Here is a 17,297-nt window from a genome sequence, read left to right as displayed (position 1 = left end):
TGTCGCCTGACGATAATGAGCCAGTAGTTCTTCCGTACTCATGTGGTTAACGATCGCAATCCGTTTCGGCATAAGACGTAGATAGATACACTGCAACGATCCCAGCTTTATTATAAGTATTTATCCGAACTTGATATTACTCGAAAATTGCTGTAACACGGTAGTGGATAAGCTCAGTTAAAATTTATCGCCATAGTAATGTAAGATAATTATCTGGATGATGTCTGGTTGATATCTATAACCTCAACAAAGTCTAAATTACTAAAGCTGAGAGTTGGGAAACTCCGGTGAAATTCCGGGACTGTGCCGCAGCTGTGATGGGATGACCCAAGTCAGAATGCCAACTATCAGGATGTCCTCAAGACACACTCACCGTCTAATCCCTGCGTTGCACGGGGAAGGAGTTCTAAAATTGGTTTCTGGATTTGCCACTTGTCCTGGCTTGTTTTATGCTACTCCCGCCGCAGATGGGATATTATCTCGCGTTAGAATACCAGGTGGAATTATTAGTAGTCAGCAGTGCCGTGCGATCGCAGATATAGCAGAACAGCACGGTGGCGGCTATCTAGATGTGACTAATCGAGCTAACCTACAAGTCCGTGAAATCCGCATGGGGATAAATGCTGAGGTTCTGAAATACCTACAAAATATGGGATTGGGTTCTGGCAATACTGTTGTAGACCAAATCCGCAATATTATGACCAGTCCAACTGCTGGTATCGATCCCCAGGAATTAATCGACACTCGCCCTTTTGTCCAAAGTTGGGATGATTATATTGCAGCACATCCGGCGCTTTCGGGACTTTCGGCTAAATTTAGCGTTTGCTTTGATGGTGGTGGGATAATTCGGGTGTGTGATCGCTTGAATGATATCGCCTTTGTAACTGTCTTACTTAACGATAATGTTTACTTTCGCCTGTATCTCAGTGTCGGCGAGAAAAGTCAACCCCCCAGCGATACGGGAATTTTGCTACCACCAGAAAAATGTTTGCCCGTCTTAGCAGCTTTGGCGGATGTCTATCTAGCTTATAGTCATACTACGAGTAAGCGGCGGCTACGTCTAAGAGAGTTATTGAATACTTTGGGCTGTGAAAATTATCTCCAAGAAGTTGAGCAGCGTTTACCTTTTTCTTTTTTATGCAGTAAGACAAGAAAAGACCTAACCCCCCAACCCTCTTCCCGACGCGGGAAGGGGGAGGAATTCTCCCCTCTCCTGCGAGGAGAGGGGTTGGGGGAGAGGTCAGATGCTAAATATCAGCATATTGGCATCCATCCCCAACGTCAGCAAGGCTTATTTTACATTGGTGTTGTCTTGCCCCTTGGCCGATTGGAAAGTAGACAGATACGCGGTTTAGCAGATTTAGCAGCAAAATACGGTAGTGGAACTCTCAGGCTAACCCCTTGGCAAAATTTGCTCCTGACAGATATTCCTCAACGATGGGTTGCTGATGTCCAACGTGAAATTGCTTTATTAGGATTAGATTGCTCTGCAACCAATATCAAGGGCGGATTAGTTGCCTGTTCGGGAAAAAAAGGTTGCGCCGCTTCTGCCACTGACACTAAAAGTCATGCGTTGGCATTGGCAGAGTATCTTAAAACTCGCGTTACTCTCGATTACCCAGTTAATATCCACTTCACTGGCTGCGCCAAATCTTGTGCCCAGCACAGCAAAAGTGATATTACTCTCCTCGGCGTCACCATTGAGTCTGAAAATAGAACTGTGGAAGGCTATCACGTTTATGTTGGTGACAGCAATCAGAAATTCGGACGCGAACTATATCAATATGTAACTTTTGCCGAACTACCTGCATTAATAAAGCGGATGCTATATGTACATAACATTCAACGCCTAAATTCTGATGAGTCCTTCGGGCAATTTGCTAATCGATATCCAATAGCACAATTACAGCAGTTATTTAATAAATATTTAGAAAATGGAACCACAGATAAATACAGATGATTGATTCCTCCCTTTCTCTGACTCTGTGTTCTCTGCGGTTAATTAAATTAGGTATTCTTCTATTAAAAAAGAAGTATCTATACTAACTAACAAATCAATCCAAAATTTAAAATCTGAAATCCCAAATTGAATGCCCGACTATATCCGAGATGCCAACGAAATTTACCGTAATTCCTTCGCAATCATTCGGTCAGAAGCGAACCTAGATGTGTTGCCGCCAGATGTTGCAAAAGTTGCTGTACGTCTAATTCATGCCTGTGGAATGACGGATATTGTCACAGACTTGGGATATTCACCAACAGCAGTACAATCCGCAAGAGCAGCACTGGCAGATGGAGCGCCAATACTGTGCGATTGCCGAATGGTTGCCGATGGCGTTACCAGACGGAGATTGTCTGCAAACAATCAAGTTATCTGTACCCTGAACGAGCCAGAAGTACCAGAACTTGCCCAGCGTATGGGTACTACCAGGTCGGCGGCAGCTCTTGAATTATGGCGATCGCACCTAGAAGGCTCAGTAATCGCAATTGGCAATGCGCCCACAGCCCTGTTCAGACTGTTAGAAATGCTCGATAAAGGAGCTATTAAACCTGCAATTATCTTGGGTTTTCCAGTGGGGTTTGTCGGTGCAGCGGAATCAAAAGCCGCACTGGCAGCAGATAGCAGAAATGTACCATTTTTAACCTTACACGGTCGGCGCGGTGGAAGTGCGATCGCGGCAGCAGCAGTTAACGCCCTGGCAACGGAGGAAGAATGAATATGCAACTTAAAGGTCGTCTTTATGGAATTGGTGTCGGCCCGGGCGATCCCGAACTATTGACCCTCAAAGCGCTGCGGTTATTACATGCGGCTCCTGTGGTAGCTTATCAATCAGCCACAGATAAAGAAAGTATCGCTAGAGCGATCGTGGCGCAGTATCTTCCTGGCAATCAAATCGAGGTACTATTTCACCTCCCCCGCGCTTTGGAACCAGAAAAGGCAAAATCTATTTATGACCAGGAAATTGAACCAATTGCCGAGCATCTAGCAGCAGGTCGAGATGTCGTGGTACTGTGCGAGGGCGATCCATTTTTCTATGGTTCATTTATGTACCTGTTCACGCGGTTATGCGACCAATACGAAACAGAAGTTGTCCCCGGAGTTTCCTCGCTGATGACTTGTCCGGTAGCCTTGGGTGTACCTTTCACCTACTACAATGATATTCTCACAGTCTTACCCGCCCCGTTGCCAGCAGAAGAACTGACTACACATCTGCTAATGACTGATGCCGCCGCAATTATGAAGCTAGGTCGTCACTTTACCAAAGTACGAGATATCCTGCATAAATTAGGGCTAGCGTCACGAGCAAGATATATTGAGCGGGCATCAACATCACAGCAACGTATCATCCCCCTAGATGAAGTCGATCCAGCCGAGGTACCCTATTTCTCAATGATTGTGATTCCCACCAAGAATCGACTATAGACTGACCTTTTCTTTTTAGTTAAGGTATTCTTTAACTGATGATTAAGACTTGACCATAAAGAAATACTTCAATAAAAGTTGATGGCTTCTAATAGCACCTTCACTCCTGATACGATCGCTGCTGGCTTTCATGCCCTGTCTGACCCCCTACGGATTCAGGTATTAGAACTGCTGCGCTCTCAAGAACTATGCGTCTGTGACCTGTGTGACCATCTGGGAACCACTCAATCTAAACTGTCTTTTCACCTCAAAACCTTGAAAGAAGCGGGTTTAGTTCGCGCTCGTCAAGAAGGGCGCTGGATTTACTACAGCCTCAATCTACCGCAGTTTGCTGTCTTAGAGCAGTATTTAGCAGAATTCCGCCGCTTTAGCCCCATATTATCTATTCGTCCCCCCTGCGATCCTTAAATATTCATCAATTTTTTTTGTAATATTTTGTCTAATTTTAGTTTTATAGGCATTACTAAATCAACTTTTTTTGAAATGATGGAGATATACTCTTGATATAACTCACGAATTTTAGATTTTAAATTTTGGATGTTGGATTGAATAATCTGAAATTCCTGCTCGAAGCTCCTGCATTTATGTATGGGGTTAATTGTAATGAACAAAAATACTTCAAAACGCCTCTCCTTTATTGACCGCTTCCTAACCTTGTGGATTTTTTTAGCAATGGCGATCGGTGTTGGTCTAGGCTATTTCTTTCCTGGAGTAGAAGCCTTTATCAACCAGTTTCAGGTGGGAGCAACCAATATAGCGATCGCCATCGGGTTAATTTTGATGATGTATCCGCCCTTAGCCAAGGTGCGGTATGAAGAATTAGGGGATGTATTTCGCAACGGAAAAATTCTTGGTGTTTCACTAATTCAAAATTGGATCGTTGGGCCAATTTTGATGTTTGCTTTGGCAGCTATCTTCTTACATGGTTATCCAGAATACATGACAGGATTGATTCTGATTGGATTAGCCCGGTGTATTGCAATGGTAGTTGTGTGGAGTGACTTAGCACGAGGCAATACAGAGTACACGGCTGGCTTGGTTGCCTTTAATAGCATCTTTCAAGTCATCTTTTATAGTCCTTATGCCTGGTTTTTCATTACTGTACTGCCGCCACTGTTTGGGTTACAAGGCAGTGTTGTTAATGTCAGCATTGCTGAGATTGCCAAAAGTGTATTTATCTATCTCGGTATTCCCTTTTTAGCTGGATTTTTCACTCGTTACTTCTTAGTAAAAGTGAAAAGCAAGCAGTGGTATCACGAGGAATTTGTGCCTAAAATCAGCCCCATCACACTGATTGCTTTATTATTTACAATCGTCGTGATGTTCAGCTTGAAAGGGAATTTGATTGTTCAGATCCCCTTCGATGTGGTGAAGATTGCAATTCCGTCGATCGTCTACTTCATCATCATGTTTTTGGTCAGCTTTTACATGGCTTGGCGCGTTAAAACAGACTATTCTAGAGCCGCAAGTGTCGCGTTTACATCGGCAGGAAATAATTTTGAACTTGCGATCGCAGTGGCGATCGCAGTATTTGGGATTAATTCGGGTGTTGCTTTTGCCGCCGTCGTCGGGCCTCTGGTGGAAGTGCCTGTATTGATTGGTCTGGTTAATGTGGCTTTCTGGTTTGAAAAACGTTATTTTTTGCCATCTGAATCGAGAATCTTTTAAATTTAGCCAAATTATTCAAAGGAGTTGAACCATGAAACGTGTGATGTTTGTCTGCAAAAAGAATTCTGCCCGTTCCCAAATGGCGAAAGGTTTTGCTAAAACTCTTGGTAAGGGAAAGATTGAAGTGATTAGCTCTGGTTTAGAAGCAAGTCAGGTAAGACCAGAAGCGATCGCAACCATGAAAGAAATTGGTATCGACATTACCGATTAACACTCCAAACCCCTGAGTGATTTCCAAGCACAAGACTTTGATGTAGTGATTTCTTTGTGTGGCTGTGGGGTGAATTTGCCGCCTGAATGGGTTGTACGGGAAGTATTTGAAGACTGGCAGTTAGACGATCCAGCAGAACAACCAGAAATTTTTCCGAGAGTCCGCGATGAAATCAAAGAACGGGTCACTCAATTAATTGAGTCTGTAAATAAAGAATTTACAACTGCTCGATAAATATTATTTGTAGTGCGGATGTTCGCAATCCCCAATCAATCCTCAGTGGCTAAAGCATATCAGGAGTTTAACGAAGACGGGACTATGAAGGATTCAGCTTTACCGCGATCGCGTTGTCGATGTGATGGAAGAACTTTACAAATTTACCTTGCTATTGCGTGAGAAAGTTGATTATCTCACAGACCACTATAGCGAACGTAAGGAAAAAGCTGCCAAAGAGACAATCAAGATAGCTTCTCAATCTCTTGAAATTATAGCAACAGCCGAAAAGGTTAGGACATTAACAGATGATAAAATTTAGACACAAAAAGGCTTTTCACCCAGTCCCCAGTCCCCAGTCCCCAGTCCCTTGCCATAACTTTAAAACAAATTGACTATTAAGCATCCAAAAAAAGATAACCTCCTGGCAGATTGAACCAGGAGATTTAAAAAAATTGATTCATCTTTACAAGCGTTGTAGCAGACTCAAACCGTGGCTATCAGTACCACAGGTATTGAAAAGAAAGTATTCATCAGCCAACTTTTGCACTTGTTCTGATTCCAATACGCTGGGTTTCCAAGGGTTAGGGTTATTGTAGGCGTAGAAAGTTTCCACACCATCAATGCCCTTTTCGGACGCAGCTGGAATTAAGTCAAAAAGCGATCGCTTGTAACGAGCTGGATGAGCCAGAACTGCCAATCCCCCAGCTTCATGAATAGCGGCAATCACGTTACTTGCCTGATATTCTTGCCCTGTAGTCGGCCTTCTTTGCAGATAGGGTTTCATACTAGGGTGTTCTGTTGCAAAAGCGTAAGCCAAAATGTGAACTTCTATATTCAAAAGGCTGGCATTGATTTCCACGCCACTCCACAGGTGAGGAGTGGTTACATGAGGATTATTCCACTTCCAATCTTCTAACCAAGCAAGGGCCGCTTGATAGCCGACAATACCATGATGATCGGTGATGGCTAACCCTTTTAACCCAATAGCGATCGCCTGCTCCATCAATGCACTAGGCTGCAATCTACCATCCGAGTAGACAGTGTGCATGTGAAAGTTAAATAACCTTGGACAACTATGTGCATCAATGTTACGGAATACTTGCTTTAAAAGTTCTGCCGAAGTTGTAGTACGGGCCAAATTTACAACCATAACCCCCTCTGAAGAAAAATATCTATCCTTAACACACCAAAATGCCACATCTCTGGATGAGAGAGAACCAACACTAAAAATTAGTATCGGTTGCTACTTTCTTACCTTTCTCAGCAAATTTTTCAATATGTTAAGACTACGTTAGCAAATCTTAATCTCAGTAGTCATGGGTAATTTGCACTACTTTACTTTAACTAGTAGTAAATATTACATCTAAACTTTCATGAATGCGCCTATAACATCTGTGTTAAATGGCTTAAAAAATAAAGGTTTAGTAGAGTAATTATCTCGAAGAAGCCGGAAATGCAAATTGATTTTGTGTGTAAAAAATATTATTTTTCTCAGTAATTACAGCTTTTTTATAACCAATAATGATTTTAGCGTAGGCGTAACCCGCCGCAGGCATCGCATAAATGAGTCTAAAATAGCTTTGAGAAAACTAACGATGTCTACGACGGGCTATGCCTACATTTTGGTTGCATTATACCCCTCGCGCAATTCCAAAAGAATCTCCTTTCAAGGTGACTCCAAGGGGTTCTATGACTACCTCGCGGGAAAGAGACGTTTCAACTCTTCCAGCGATCGCAGCCGAAAGTTGATGTTCTCTTGCAAGTAGGACAATTCTCTCTGCATCCTGCTCCGACTCTGTATAGAATGCGAATCCTGCACCGTAATTGAACACCGAAAGCATCGTCTCGGCCCTGCCCTCAAGATGACTCTCAACAAATGTAAATATCTCTGGTACTGGGAGCATTGTTTCGATAACGTACCGAAGCGGCTTCACCGATCGCATCAGCTTTTGCCAGCCATGACCAGTAATATTCTCCATCGCCGTCGGACGAATTCCTTCGCCCAGCACCGCCTGTACAAGGGGCGTGTAAAGATACGAAGCAGCATTCATCGCTTCCCAGAACTCTTGCCCACTCGGAAGTTTTGTTCTATAGCCATCAGGAAGCGACTCAGCAAGCTTTCGCAGTGGGGTAAAACCGTTCTCATGGGGGCCCGAACTTTCCACCAGAACAATGGTATTTCCGGCATCCAGACGCGAGCTATCAATAGGAGCGACACCAGCAGGCATAACCCCAAAAACCGAGCCAGCGATGTCGAGCCGCCCTGGAATCATCTTGGTTTTTAGTTGAGGAGTTTCCCCTGAGAGATAGACACACCCGACTCGTTTGCACCCCTCAACTACTCCATCAAGAAACCCATCAAGGAAAGCGGGGGTAAAAATTGTTTCAGGAGTACTCGAAGGCAGATAAAGACCGAGAAGTATAGTCTGCATACCTGAAGTTGCGGCATCGTTCGTCAGACACGAAACGATCTTAATCCCAATATTCCACCAGAATCGTCGAAGTTCTTCTTCGGAAAGATCGTCAGGGCGGGTATCGTCTGCGGTGCCTAGTCCTTCCGGCACAAGTGTCATCGAAAGTTCTCTAGCCCCCGCCTCTAGAAACGGAGCGAGGTTGAAGCTGAAAGCGTTAGCACTTGCTCCTAGACCTGATGCGGGGACGATGCCATAAGCGCTTGCAAAGCCAAGTGTGCGTTTTGCAGCATCGATGAAGCGTCGTTTTGCAGCATCGAGAGTATCGTAATCGACTTGATCGAGAGCTTGAGCCATCAGGTTGTGTTTTAAGTTAGAAGTTATGAGTTAGGAGTTAAAAGTTAGGAAAACTCATAACTCATAACTCCTCACTTTAAAATACCTCATCTTCAATACCGCGCCACCATTCACCCAATTTCATCAAGTCTTGATAAATATCTTCTAATTCTTTGGTATAAACATCGTTTGTCAGAGTGGCTCGACGCTCTTGCAATTTTTTGAGACGCAGTTGTACCAATACCCAAGGTTTAGAGATGCTATTCGTTGCTTCGATGTATTGCGCTAGTTCTTTGCTATCCATATATTTTATATTTTGATTTCTCCACCATCCCCCTCAACGCCTAACCAAAAACAGTCACGATATTAGTACAATGTCAAGCTAGTTTTCAGGGATTGTAGTCAGGACTTTAGTGCTTATTTTCTAAGCACTAAAGTCCTGACTACGAACTCACTTACCCATCAATTTAAACTTGACTGACTACTGTCGTGACTGCTGACAAAGGTGTTAAGTGAATTATTTCTACTTTAGATATCTGGCACAAACTACGTAGCCGCAAAGTAGCTGACTAAAAGATATCGCAGCCAGTTCAAAACTGGCAAGTAGTTAAGCTTGAGCCAAGTTTTCAGCAACAAAGTCCCAGTTGACCAAGTTTTCTAGAAAATTCTTGATGAACGCTGGACGGGCGTTTTTATAGTCAATGTAGTAGGCGTGTTCCCAAACATCCAAGGTTAAGAGTGCCTTCTTACTATGAGCTAGGGGATTTTCTGCATTTGGTGTTTTGATCACCTTTAGCGTACCACCATCATCGATCAGCCAAGACCACCCACTGCCGAATTGAGTTGCAGCCGCGTTAGAGAACTCTTCCTTAAATTTGTCAAAGCCACCAAAATCTTTATCGATTTTGGCTGCAAGTTCACCAGTGGGTGTGCCACCACCTTGTGGTTTCAAGGAGTTCCAGAAGAAAGTGTGGTTCCAAACTTGAGCAGCGTTGTTGAAGATTCCCGCTTTAGAGGAGTCTTGGAAAGAAATTTTGATTACTTCTTCTAGGGACTTATCAGCAAGTTCTGTACCTTCAGTAAGCTTATTGAGGTTGTCTACATAAGCTTTATGATGCTTGCCATAGTGATATTCCAAAGTTTCAGCTTTCATGCCAAAAGGCTCTAGAGCATCTTTTTCAAAGGGTAGTGGGGGCTGTACAAATGCCATTGTGTCAAATCCTCTCTTTACCGGTTTCTAGTTTGTAAGCTATTGCAGAAGTTTGGGAAATTAATAGCTTTTATTTTTAGAGGTTTTATGCCTTTGATTAATGAAACATAAAACTTAACATCGTCATTCTACTACCAAAGTGAAGACAGAAACAAAGTACTTTGTTGATAAGTCAAATCGCTAGCAATTCCTGACTATAAATAAAAATGACTAATATTTTATAACGAAAGGCTAATAACTAAATAGCATTTAGCAATTAAAACTTTAATACTTCTATCTTTAGTAAGATTAATTACGATTTGAAAAATCAGTCGAAAGCGAGATGATTTAGTATTTAAAGAAGTTTAAATTAAATTAATAAATATTTACACTTACTATAGTATTAATTTTCAAATAAAAATAGCCAATAGTTAACTTATATATATTTATTTTTAAATACAGTTTTAAGGATGGTAAGTAAATAATCACTCACCACCCTTTGAAACTAAAAAACTAACAGCAAATAGCAGCAATTAATACTGAGATAAACGCTGTTGGTAATAGTTAACGATTTGTGCCGTGACTTCAGACACGTCCAAACCATCAGTTTGAAGTTCGATCGCATTTGCTGCTTTCTGTAAAGGAGAAACCTTGCGTGTACTATCTTTCCAGTCACGTTCGGCAATGTCGTGTTCCAACTGCTCTAAACTGACTTCAGGTTGACCTTGGGTGTTAAAGTCTTGTTGGCGGCGACGGGCGCGTTCGCTTACAGAAGCGGTTAAGAAGATTTTCACTTCGGCATCGGGAAATACGTGAGTACCAATATCCCGACCTTCAGCAACTAAACCACCTCTTTTGCCCCAGCTTTGCTGTTGTTTAACCAGTGCTTGACGGACAGCGCTTTGTGCCGCGATCGCCGATACAAGAGAAGTTACCTCAATCGTGCGAATTGCCTGGGTAACATTAGTACCATCAATCCAAACCTGCACGGACGAATGTAAATCCTGGGTGGGAATCAGTTCAATTTTACACTGATTAGCTAATTCGGCGATCGCACACTCATCGTCAATAGCAATTTTCTTTTGCAGTACTAACCAAGTGACAGCACGGTACATCGCTCCTGTATCTAAATACACTAAATTCAGGTTTGCTGCCACTTGCCGCGCCACTGTGGATTTTCCAGCCCCGGCTGGACCATCAATGGCGATAATGGGTTGACGATCGCGCAATATGATATTGTCAATCAAACGTGTAGCACCAAAACGAGCTGCGATCGCCAACATTCCTTCCTCCTCAACTTTTTCTAAAGACATCAACGTAGTCGATTCAACCAATTCAATATATTCCACACAGGCCGTGCTGACCATTGCCACTTCTTGCTGTACCACTGTTATCAACTTGTTACTATTGCGATCGCCTGCAATGAATGCAGCTTGGGCTTGTCGCAAGCCACGATATAATGCCGCTGCTTGCTCTTTTGCCGTTGCCGTCAAATATTGATTGCGAGAACTGAAGGCCAGACCCGACGCTTCCCGTACCGTTGGACAAGCAACAATTTCTACTGGCAAATTTAAGTCAGCTACTAAGCGTTTAATAATTGCTAGTTGCTGACCATCCTTTTCACCAAAGTAGGCACGGTCAGGCTGTACCAAATTGAAAAGTTTGGTAACAATCGTAGCGACACCCTGAAAGTGACCTTGCCGAGAACGACCACACAAGCCTGTTATCATAGCAGATGGGGGGATAACTTGTGTAACCTTTGATTCTTGTATACTCTTCTGAGGAACAGCCATTTCTTCCGGAGTCGGTGCAAAAATGGCATCTACCCCAGCTTGTTCGCAAAGTCGTTGGTCTTGCTCTAAAGTCCGGGGATAGCGTTGATAATCCTCGTTAGGAGCAAATTGCAGGGGATTGACGAAAATACTCACAATCACCGTAGAATTTTCGTGCCGCGCCCGTTGGATCAAGCTTAAATGACCTTGATGCAAATTTCCCATCGTTGGCACCAGACCGACTGCCGTCTGATACCAGCCAGTCATCTCATCTAGTCTCAGATCCTCAGTAACCGCAATTAGCTTGTTTTCTGAGCAGCGTTTAGTTAAATAGCAGCGTAAAGCTGCGACTGTTGTCAGCAGGCGCACAAAAATACCCCTAGTTCTTATCGATCCCTCCCCCGTTAGTTTATATCCGAAATAGAGGGAAGAGTTGATTGAACTAGGGGAATTAAGTGATACGGAACTGGGATTGGGGATTGGGGATTGGGGATTGGGGATTGGGTATTGGGGATTGAAAATACTTTTTCCTAGTCCCCAGCCCCTAATCCCCAGTCCCCAGTCCCCAGTCCCTAGATTATTTCCCCAATACCTCAATATGCACCGGCGCTACGCCACTGCCCATCATTCCCAAAATTCGAGCCGCGCCGGCAGACACGTCAATGACTCGACCCCGAATGAATGGGCCTCGGTCATTAATCCGCAGCACTACGGAACGACCGTTGCGAGTGTTAGTTACACGAACTTGCGTACCAAAGGGTAAACTACGATGAGCCGCAGTCATTGCTTCTGGATTAAATCTCTGACCGCTAGCAGTGCGATTACCAGAACCGTCATAGCCGTAATAAGAAGCCATTCCTCTCAGGGTGGCTCGCACTACTCCGACGGCAATCTGTTGAGGCAGCTTTGGTATTGATATTTGTTGACGGACTGGTAAATTTGCAATCTCTTTTAGGGGAGATGCATTGCCTAGTAGTCTCCGCAAGCGATTGGTTGCTTGCAATGCATCTTGCGCTAGATCGTTGGTACTACCTGCTAATCGCGTACCTTCGCTGATTTCGACCAACTCTTCGTCATTAATTTTAATTACATAGCGATCGCCATTTTGTTGGACAGGGACGCTTTTGTTTTGCGCTTGATTGGCAGTAGATTTTTCCCCTGCTTTCCAACTGACGGTAATCTTACTCCCGTCCACGTTTTCTCGATTCAACTGGTTGATCTTAGCTGCTACTACACCAGCTATCTGAACCGGGTCATTGTCAGTGGAGCTAATCTGGTTACTCGCATCTGTTGCGTTCCCAGTATCCAATGCATTTGATGAATTGCTAGCAATAAGGGCGTACCCTTGTACGCCCCCAGTATTGTCAATTGCACCAACTTTTTTAGTCTCAAGACTCGTATTTGATACAGAACTCAAAAAGGTGAGAACAGGTATATTTTTGATAAAAAGGGTTGCCGCCTTACGTCCTTTAATGTTGTGAGGATGAATTTCTGTAATCACAGCATCCAAGGTTTGTTTCCCTGCTGTTGATTGGTACTCTCCCACCTTAACCACATCAGGAGCGGGTGGTTTTTGGGATGCTAGCGCATTTCCTTTGGTGGTTTGAGTGCAACCGACTGAGGGTACTCCCAAAACAGCCATAAACAGGGCAACAATAGTCCACAAATGTCTTTGATTCATGCGTCCGTTTTTGAAAGCGACTGTAGAACTTAAAGTTTTATAACTTGCGGGATCGATCGCTAATGAAAGTGATTTCCCTTTTGAAAAACTCGAACTCGTTCCGTTTTCACTTTGTTTTTTATAACTGCAACAGACTAACACGAACCTTTTAGCTTGGGGATCAGGGTTTTAGCGTAACTATGGGCCACTTTCTCAAATTCCCATTCCAATTTGAAGGTCGAAACCTTTCTCAAAAGCGGACTTTGGCTATGTAACGCTTTTTTGTGTAAGTCAAAAATTTCTTAAAAAAACTTTACGCTTATTTCACACTAAAGTAGCGATACCCTATTCACATCACTCCTAAAGGCTCACAACTACTCGTGTATTCTAGATCACATTGTTTTTGGCTATTTCCAATAAGAAGGTAATACAACTCTAATTAAATGACATCGGCATAAATACTTAAAATCATTTATTTAAGGAAATATTTAGATTTAACTATGAATAAGTCGCGATCTGAGTTGCATCTTAAAAAATTATGCAAATTAGTTGGAGTCTGATATCTTTTTTCAAAGTTTTTTCTACTTACATTAATCATTACTTTTATTCTCCATGACTAGATTGATATTAGTGATAAATATAACTTTAAGTAACCGTATTGCTGAGTATAAAAAAAAGGACGATACCCAAAGGAATATTTTTCAGGATTAATGACTTAAAAATTAATAAAACTTTGCGATCGCTTAAACAACAAACGTTGTCTGTAATAAAAAATACATACTATTTTGTTTAATTTCAGTAATTGCTCAAGTATGATTTTTTATAGCAAGCTGTTTTTGACAAAATCTTTATAACTGTAGGGATGTACAGCTGTACCTCTTCTATATATAGTAGGTATTTTGGGAAATGCCATCAGCCTAATGACAAACCAAGCATATCCAGGAGATATAGAAATAGAAGCATCGCCATTAAAAGCTGTTCTCAACGAGTTACATTCCCAGTACAAGTCTCTGCAAGAAGGTGCAGTAGCGAAATACATTCCCGAACTGGCAAAGGCAAACCCGGAGTTGTTCAGCATTTGCATTGTGACAGTAGACGGTCAGGTTTATAAAGTTGGGGACTACGAGCAACTTTTTACCATTCAGTCAATTTCTAAGGTGTTTGCTTATGGACTTGCCTTAGAAGATCATGGACTGGATTATGTTTTAACTAGAGTTGGCGTTGAACCGACGGGAGATGCATTCAACGCGATTGTTTTAGATGAGCAATCGAAGCGACCTTATAATCCAATGGTAAATGCAGGTGCGATCGCCACCACTAGCTTAATCAAAGGTTCCGGCCCTACCGAACGCCTCAACCGGATGCTGGATATGTTTCGCCGATATATTAGCCGCGATGTATTCGTTGACATTTCAGTTTTTACCTCAGAACGGAGTACAGGACATCGCAACCGCGCAATGGCACATTTGATGCTCAACTTTGGCATGATTGACCGGAATATTGAAGAGGCGCTGGATCTTTATTTCCAGCAGTGTGCTGTGATGGTGAATTGTCAAGACTTAGCAGTGATGGCGGCTACTCTGGCTAACAGAGGTATTAACCCGATTAACAAAGAACAGGCGGTAGATAAGCGTTATATTAAAGATATTCTGAGTGTGATGTATACCTGCGGGATGTATAACTTTGCAGGTGAGTGGGCTTATAAAATAGGGATTCCGGCGAAAAGCGGTATTTCTGGTGGGATTATTGCCGTTGTGCCCAATAAGATGGGCATTGGAGTTTTTTCACCATTGCTAGATGTGCGTGGTAATAGTGTGCGGGGGGTAAAAGTGTGTGAAGAACTTTCTCAACAGTTAGGTTTACATCTATTTGATTGTTCAGGTCAAGAGGCGAAATTTGCTTGAAAGAAGCAAAGGGGTAGAGGAGTTTTATTTTATAGTTCTTTTAATACGAGAGTCGGGATTAATATTATGCATAAAGTTTCAAAGCAGACTATAAAGGCAACACAAAAACATGCTCAAAAAGCAATTGAGCATAGCAAAGAGATACAAGAGTTGGGTAAGAGTTTAGAAACAGATGACCAAATCGATCCCGAACAAAAAGAACGTATCGAAGCCTATGGAAAAACCATGCACGAACACGCGCAGAAATTTCAAGATTTGGCGCACAGACTAATAGAAGATCCTTCAACAGATGTATATTCAGAAGCAGTAGAGGAGCATACGAAGGTAAATCAAGCCCATATCGAAGCAATTAAAGAACTTCAAAAGATAGAACCGCCAGCTTAAATGAGATATCAATTAAATATGAAATTTATTTGCTTTGATCTGGATGTATTATTGAGCTTGTTATAAGTCTAATAACTACTTGAGCCTTTTAATTTCAGTTAAACACAGCTGATTATTAGCGTAAGCGTAGCCCGCCACAGGCATCGCCCTATAAACAACTTTTTGGCTTACTATTTAAGATAATATCTCAATCAAGTATCATCTAAACAAGATTAAATCAAGAGAGTCACAGATGGTTTCTTCCAACAGCAAGATAGGTATTATCGGCGCAGGGACATCAGGAGCTTATCTTGCCAGTTTGCTTATTCAAGAAGGGTTTCAAGTTGACTTGTTTGAAAAAGCGCCCGTAGTGCGTACCGATGGATGTGGTATTCTTATTGTCCAATCAGGTATGCAAGCACTTCATCAAGGAAACCCTCAAATCAGCCAAAAAATTATTAACTCAGGCGATCCTGTAAAATACTTTGAGTTTCGCAACCTTAAAGGTGGATTTATCAATTCAGAAACCGTCACCTATGCTGAAGATGAACTACCAGGAATGCTCGTACACCGGAAAGCGATTTTAGAAGCAATTATTGATCCTTTACCCCCTAATAATATTCATTTTAACGCTCAATTAGCTTCGATAACGCAGACTAAGAATAGTGCGATCGCACACTTTAAAGATGGAAGTCACTGGGAAGGGGATCTGATAGTGGGTGCTGATGGCATTCTTTCTAAGGTTCGGCAGTTTGTGGTTCCGAATGTAAAACTATGCTATTTAGGCGATCTAGTTTGGCGAGGGATTGTGACAGATAATAGCTTCTGTCCAGAAGGAAACTTTTTTGTTTATGTACGTGGTCGGGGAATTTATGCAAATTTCTTTCATATTGGGGGAAATCTGACTCATTGGGGTTTCTTTATAGAAAAAGAGCAGACGGGTTCTGAAATAGGCGCACTACAACCGACTGATATATCTATTCCTCCCGAAGAATTAGCTAAACTCCCAGAGGATGCACGAAATTTAATTGAGTCAACCCCTGCGGAAAATATTATCTGTCGTTATTCCTATGACATCGATCCTTTGCCTCAATTGTATGATGGTCGCGTTATTTTAATTGGTGACGCGGCTCACGCAAAAAGTCCAACTCGCGCTAGAGGCATGACTTCAGGTTGGGAAGATGGTTTGGCTTTAACGCAACATCTCACGTCTAGTACTAATATTGCCGAAGCTCTGGAAAATTATCAGACTGAAAGATTACCTATTGTCCACGAATATCAACGCACGAGTCGGGAAATGAGCCAGAAAATTGGTCGTCGTTAGCGAAGGCGAAACTTAAAGTAAAATTAGTTTTTATCTAAATTTAATGAGTAACGATCCTGTAATTAGCGAAGATATCATCACCCCAATGATATCTGTCGATCTGGAGAAAGTTCCAGAAATTTTTACACGTCATATTGGCACTTGGAAAGGTAAGTTTATCAAAACTGATAAACGCGGACATTTTTCTGGCAGCTTTTTCGTTACTATTACCATCTTGATTGAGGGGAGTCAGTACCGACAAGTTAACAATTATGAATACTCGGATGGCTCTCATCTCCAGCTTAATTTTGAAGGATACTTTGAAGATAGGATTTTGAAATGGTTTTCTAGCAATTATTCTGATTTTTCTGGAACCGCTTTGGATGTAGGTCAAGACATAATTTACTTTCGGATGACGAAAGCTCAAGATAACGCGCTGATTACATTTATAGAAACAGTAACTTTACTCGATGAAAATCACCGAGTTCGTAGTGCACAAGCTTTGAAAGATGGCATTTTTGATGGCATCTCCTTTATTGAAGAAACTCGTTTTTCCTAAATAGATTAGATAGTCCCAGATTTGAGCAAGGAAGGTTGGCATTGAGCGAAATTGTGCAATCTTGTTTGGCTCTATGTGATAGGTGGTGGAACCATCCGAACCCTGGTGCGTGATCTGGATCAAACTCCATGCGATCGCTTTAAGTAGCTAGGTACAATTAAATATAAAACGCTCCAGTGTGTATTCACCAGCTTCGCTACGATTTTTCATTCCATCCATTACAGCGATCGCTAAATCGTATTCATTATCAAACATCTGTCCGGCAATTTCATGACTTTTAA

At 42.3% G+C, this 17,297-nt stretch carries 15 protein-coding genes, 2 pseudogenes and 1 riboswitch; of the genes and pseudogenes, 11 read left to right on the top strand and 6 right to left on the bottom strand.

All coding sequences use genetic code 11. From position 1 onward, the window contains the following. Positions 1-232 precede the first annotated feature (232 nt). Positions 233-364, top strand: a riboswitch (cobalamin riboswitch). From cobG to RMY32_RS13750, 7 genes and pseudogenes are all read left to right on the top strand, one after another. Beyond that, positions 338-1,960, top strand: a complete 1,623-nt coding sequence (gene cobG, locus RMY32_RS13780) for a precorrin-3B synthase (RefSeq protein ID WP_322713796.1) — start codon at positions 338-340, stop codon at positions 1,958-1,960. Its footprint overlaps the riboswitch before it by 27 nt. 130 nt (positions 1,961-2,090) lie before the next feature. Continuing rightward, positions 2,091-2,717 (top strand): precorrin-8X methylmutase, encoded by a 627-nt coding sequence (locus tag RMY32_RS13775; protein WP_322713795.1) that lies wholly within the window; start codon positions 2,091-2,093, stop codon positions 2,715-2,717. Between the two features lie 2 nt (positions 2,718-2,719). Beyond that, positions 2,720-3,424, top strand: a complete 705-nt coding sequence (locus tag RMY32_RS13770; protein ID WP_322713794.1) for a precorrin-2 C(20)-methyltransferase — start codon at positions 2,720-2,722, stop codon at positions 3,422-3,424. A gap of 81 nt (positions 3,425-3,505) precedes the next feature. Continuing rightward, the gene (locus tag RMY32_RS13765) at positions 3,506-3,832 is read left to right on the top strand and encodes a metalloregulator ArsR/SmtB family transcription factor (RefSeq protein ID WP_322713793.1); all 327 of its coding nucleotides are present in this window, start codon (positions 3,506-3,508) and stop codon (positions 3,830-3,832) included. A gap of 195 nt (positions 3,833-4,027) precedes the next feature. Then, positions 4,028-5,092: an ACR3 family arsenite efflux transporter gene (arsB, locus tag RMY32_RS13760; RefSeq protein ID WP_322713792.1), complete on the top strand. Its 1,065-nt coding sequence runs from the start codon at positions 4,028-4,030 to the stop codon at positions 5,090-5,092. A gap of 31 nt (positions 5,093-5,123) precedes the next feature. Beyond that, a pseudogene (arsC, locus tag RMY32_RS13755) lies at positions 5,124-5,537 on the top strand (arsenate reductase, glutathione/glutaredoxin type). A gap of 12 nt (positions 5,538-5,549) precedes the next feature. Further along, positions 5,550-5,838 (top strand): annotated as a pseudogene (locus RMY32_RS13750) (arsenical resistance protein ArsH); the annotation flags it as partial. A gap of 144 nt (positions 5,839-5,982) precedes the next feature. Here the strand turns inward: RMY32_RS13750 and RMY32_RS13745 are convergent. From RMY32_RS13745 to RMY32_RS13720, 6 genes are all read right to left on the bottom strand, one after another. Next, positions 5,983-6,669, bottom strand: a complete 687-nt coding sequence (locus tag RMY32_RS13745; protein ID WP_322713791.1) for a PHP domain-containing protein — start codon at positions 6,667-6,669, stop codon at positions 5,983-5,985. A gap of 481 nt (positions 6,670-7,150) precedes the next feature. Continuing rightward, a complete protein-coding gene (locus tag RMY32_RS13740) occupies positions 7,151-8,092 on the bottom strand; it encodes an AIR synthase related protein (RefSeq protein ID WP_409882945.1) in 942 nt (313 codons plus the stop codon). A 271-nt stretch (positions 8,093-8,363) separates the two neighbouring features. Continuing rightward, a complete protein-coding gene (locus RMY32_RS13735) occupies positions 8,364-8,570 on the bottom strand; it encodes a hypothetical protein (RefSeq protein ID WP_099099470.1) in 207 nt (68 codons plus the stop codon). A gap of 303 nt (positions 8,571-8,873) precedes the next feature. Then, positions 8,874-9,476 carry a superoxide dismutase gene (locus RMY32_RS13730; RefSeq protein WP_322713789.1) on the bottom strand — a complete coding sequence of 201 codons (603 nt, stop codon included), beginning with the start codon at positions 9,474-9,476 and terminating at the stop codon, positions 8,874-8,876. Positions 9,477-9,988: 512 nt separating this feature from the next. Continuing rightward, complete coding sequence (locus RMY32_RS13725; RefSeq protein ID WP_322713788.1) at positions 9,989-11,596, bottom strand: bifunctional pantoate--beta-alanine ligase/(d)CMP kinase; 1,608 nt, start codon at positions 11,594-11,596, stop codon at positions 9,989-9,991. 208 nt (positions 11,597-11,804) lie between these two features. Then, positions 11,805-12,908 (bottom strand): septal ring lytic transglycosylase RlpA family protein, encoded by a 1,104-nt coding sequence (locus RMY32_RS13720; protein WP_322713787.1) that lies wholly within the window; start codon positions 12,906-12,908, stop codon positions 11,805-11,807. A gap of 899 nt (positions 12,909-13,807) precedes the next feature. Between RMY32_RS13720 and glsA the strand changes: the two genes are divergently transcribed. The 4 genes from glsA (at position 13,808) to RMY32_RS13700 (ending at position 17,016) form a co-directional block, all read left to right on the top strand. Next, positions 13,808-14,791: a glutaminase A gene (gene glsA, locus RMY32_RS13715; RefSeq protein ID WP_322713785.1), complete on the top strand. Its 984-nt coding sequence runs from the start codon at positions 13,808-13,810 to the stop codon at positions 14,789-14,791. 66 nt (positions 14,792-14,857) lie between these two features. Further along, positions 14,858-15,175: a hypothetical protein gene (locus tag RMY32_RS13710; protein ID WP_322713784.1), complete on the top strand. Its 318-nt coding sequence runs from the start codon at positions 14,858-14,860 to the stop codon at positions 15,173-15,175. A gap of 232 nt (positions 15,176-15,407) precedes the next feature. Next, a complete protein-coding gene (locus RMY32_RS13705) occupies positions 15,408-16,478 on the top strand; it encodes an FAD-dependent monooxygenase (protein ID WP_322713782.1) in 1,071 nt (356 codons plus the stop codon). A 43-nt stretch (positions 16,479-16,521) separates the two neighbouring features. Beyond that, positions 16,522-17,016 (top strand): hypothetical protein, encoded by a 495-nt coding sequence (locus tag RMY32_RS13700; RefSeq protein WP_322713781.1) that lies wholly within the window; start codon positions 16,522-16,524, stop codon positions 17,014-17,016. Positions 17,017-17,297: the final 281 nt, after the last annotated feature.

The sequence above is a fragment of the Nostoc sp. ChiSLP03a genome (assembly GCF_034531215.2).
In the GTDB taxonomy this organism is placed as follows: Bacteria; Cyanobacteriota; Cyanobacteriia; order Cyanobacteriales; family Nostocaceae; genus Nostoc.
The sequence above is the reverse complement of the archived record's forward strand: the minus strand, read 5'-3'. Positions and strand labels throughout refer to the sequence as shown.

What these genes read in the sequence shown, in the direction of transcription:
- cobG (WP_322713796.1), top strand. Translation starts at nt 338, where the DNA reads ATGCCAACTATCAGGATGTCCTCAAGACACACTCACCGTCTAATCCCT.
- RMY32_RS13775 (WP_322713795.1), top strand. Translation starts at nt 2,091, where the DNA reads ATGCCCGACTATATCCGAGATGCCAACGAAATTTACCGTAATTCCTTC.
- RMY32_RS13770 (WP_322713794.1), top strand. Translation starts at nt 2,720, where the DNA reads ATGCAACTTAAAGGTCGTCTTTATGGAATTGGTGTCGGCCCGGGCGAT.
- RMY32_RS13765 (WP_322713793.1), top strand. Translation starts at nt 3,506, where the DNA reads ATGGCTTCTAATAGCACCTTCACTCCTGATACGATCGCTGCTGGCTTT.
- arsB (WP_322713792.1), top strand. Translation starts at nt 4,028, where the DNA reads ATGAACAAAAATACTTCAAAACGCCTCTCCTTTATTGACCGCTTCCTA.
- RMY32_RS13745 (WP_322713791.1), bottom strand. Translation starts at nt 6,669, where the DNA reads ATGGTTGTAAATTTGGCCCGTACTACAACTTCGGCAGAACTTTTAAAG.
- RMY32_RS13740 (WP_409882945.1), bottom strand. Translation starts at nt 8,092, where the DNA reads ATGACACTTGTGCCGGAAGGACTAGGCACCGCAGACGATACCCGCCCT.
- RMY32_RS13735 (WP_099099470.1), bottom strand. Translation starts at nt 8,570, where the DNA reads ATGGATAGCAAAGAACTAGCGCAATACATCGAAGCAACGAATAGCATC.
- RMY32_RS13730 (WP_322713789.1), bottom strand. Translation starts at nt 9,476, where the DNA reads ATGGCATTTGTACAGCCCCCACTACCCTTTGAAAAAGATGCTCTAGAG.
- RMY32_RS13720 (WP_322713787.1), bottom strand. Translation starts at nt 12,908, where the DNA reads ATGAATCAAAGACATTTGTGGACTATTGTTGCCCTGTTTATGGCTGTT.
- glsA (WP_322713785.1), top strand. Translation starts at nt 13,808, where the DNA reads ATGACAAACCAAGCATATCCAGGAGATATAGAAATAGAAGCATCGCCA.
- RMY32_RS13710 (WP_322713784.1), top strand. Translation starts at nt 14,858, where the DNA reads ATGCATAAAGTTTCAAAGCAGACTATAAAGGCAACACAAAAACATGCT.
- RMY32_RS13705 (WP_322713782.1), top strand. Translation starts at nt 15,408, where the DNA reads ATGGTTTCTTCCAACAGCAAGATAGGTATTATCGGCGCAGGGACATCA.
- RMY32_RS13700 (WP_322713781.1), top strand. Translation starts at nt 16,522, where the DNA reads ATGAGTAACGATCCTGTAATTAGCGAAGATATCATCACCCCAATGATA.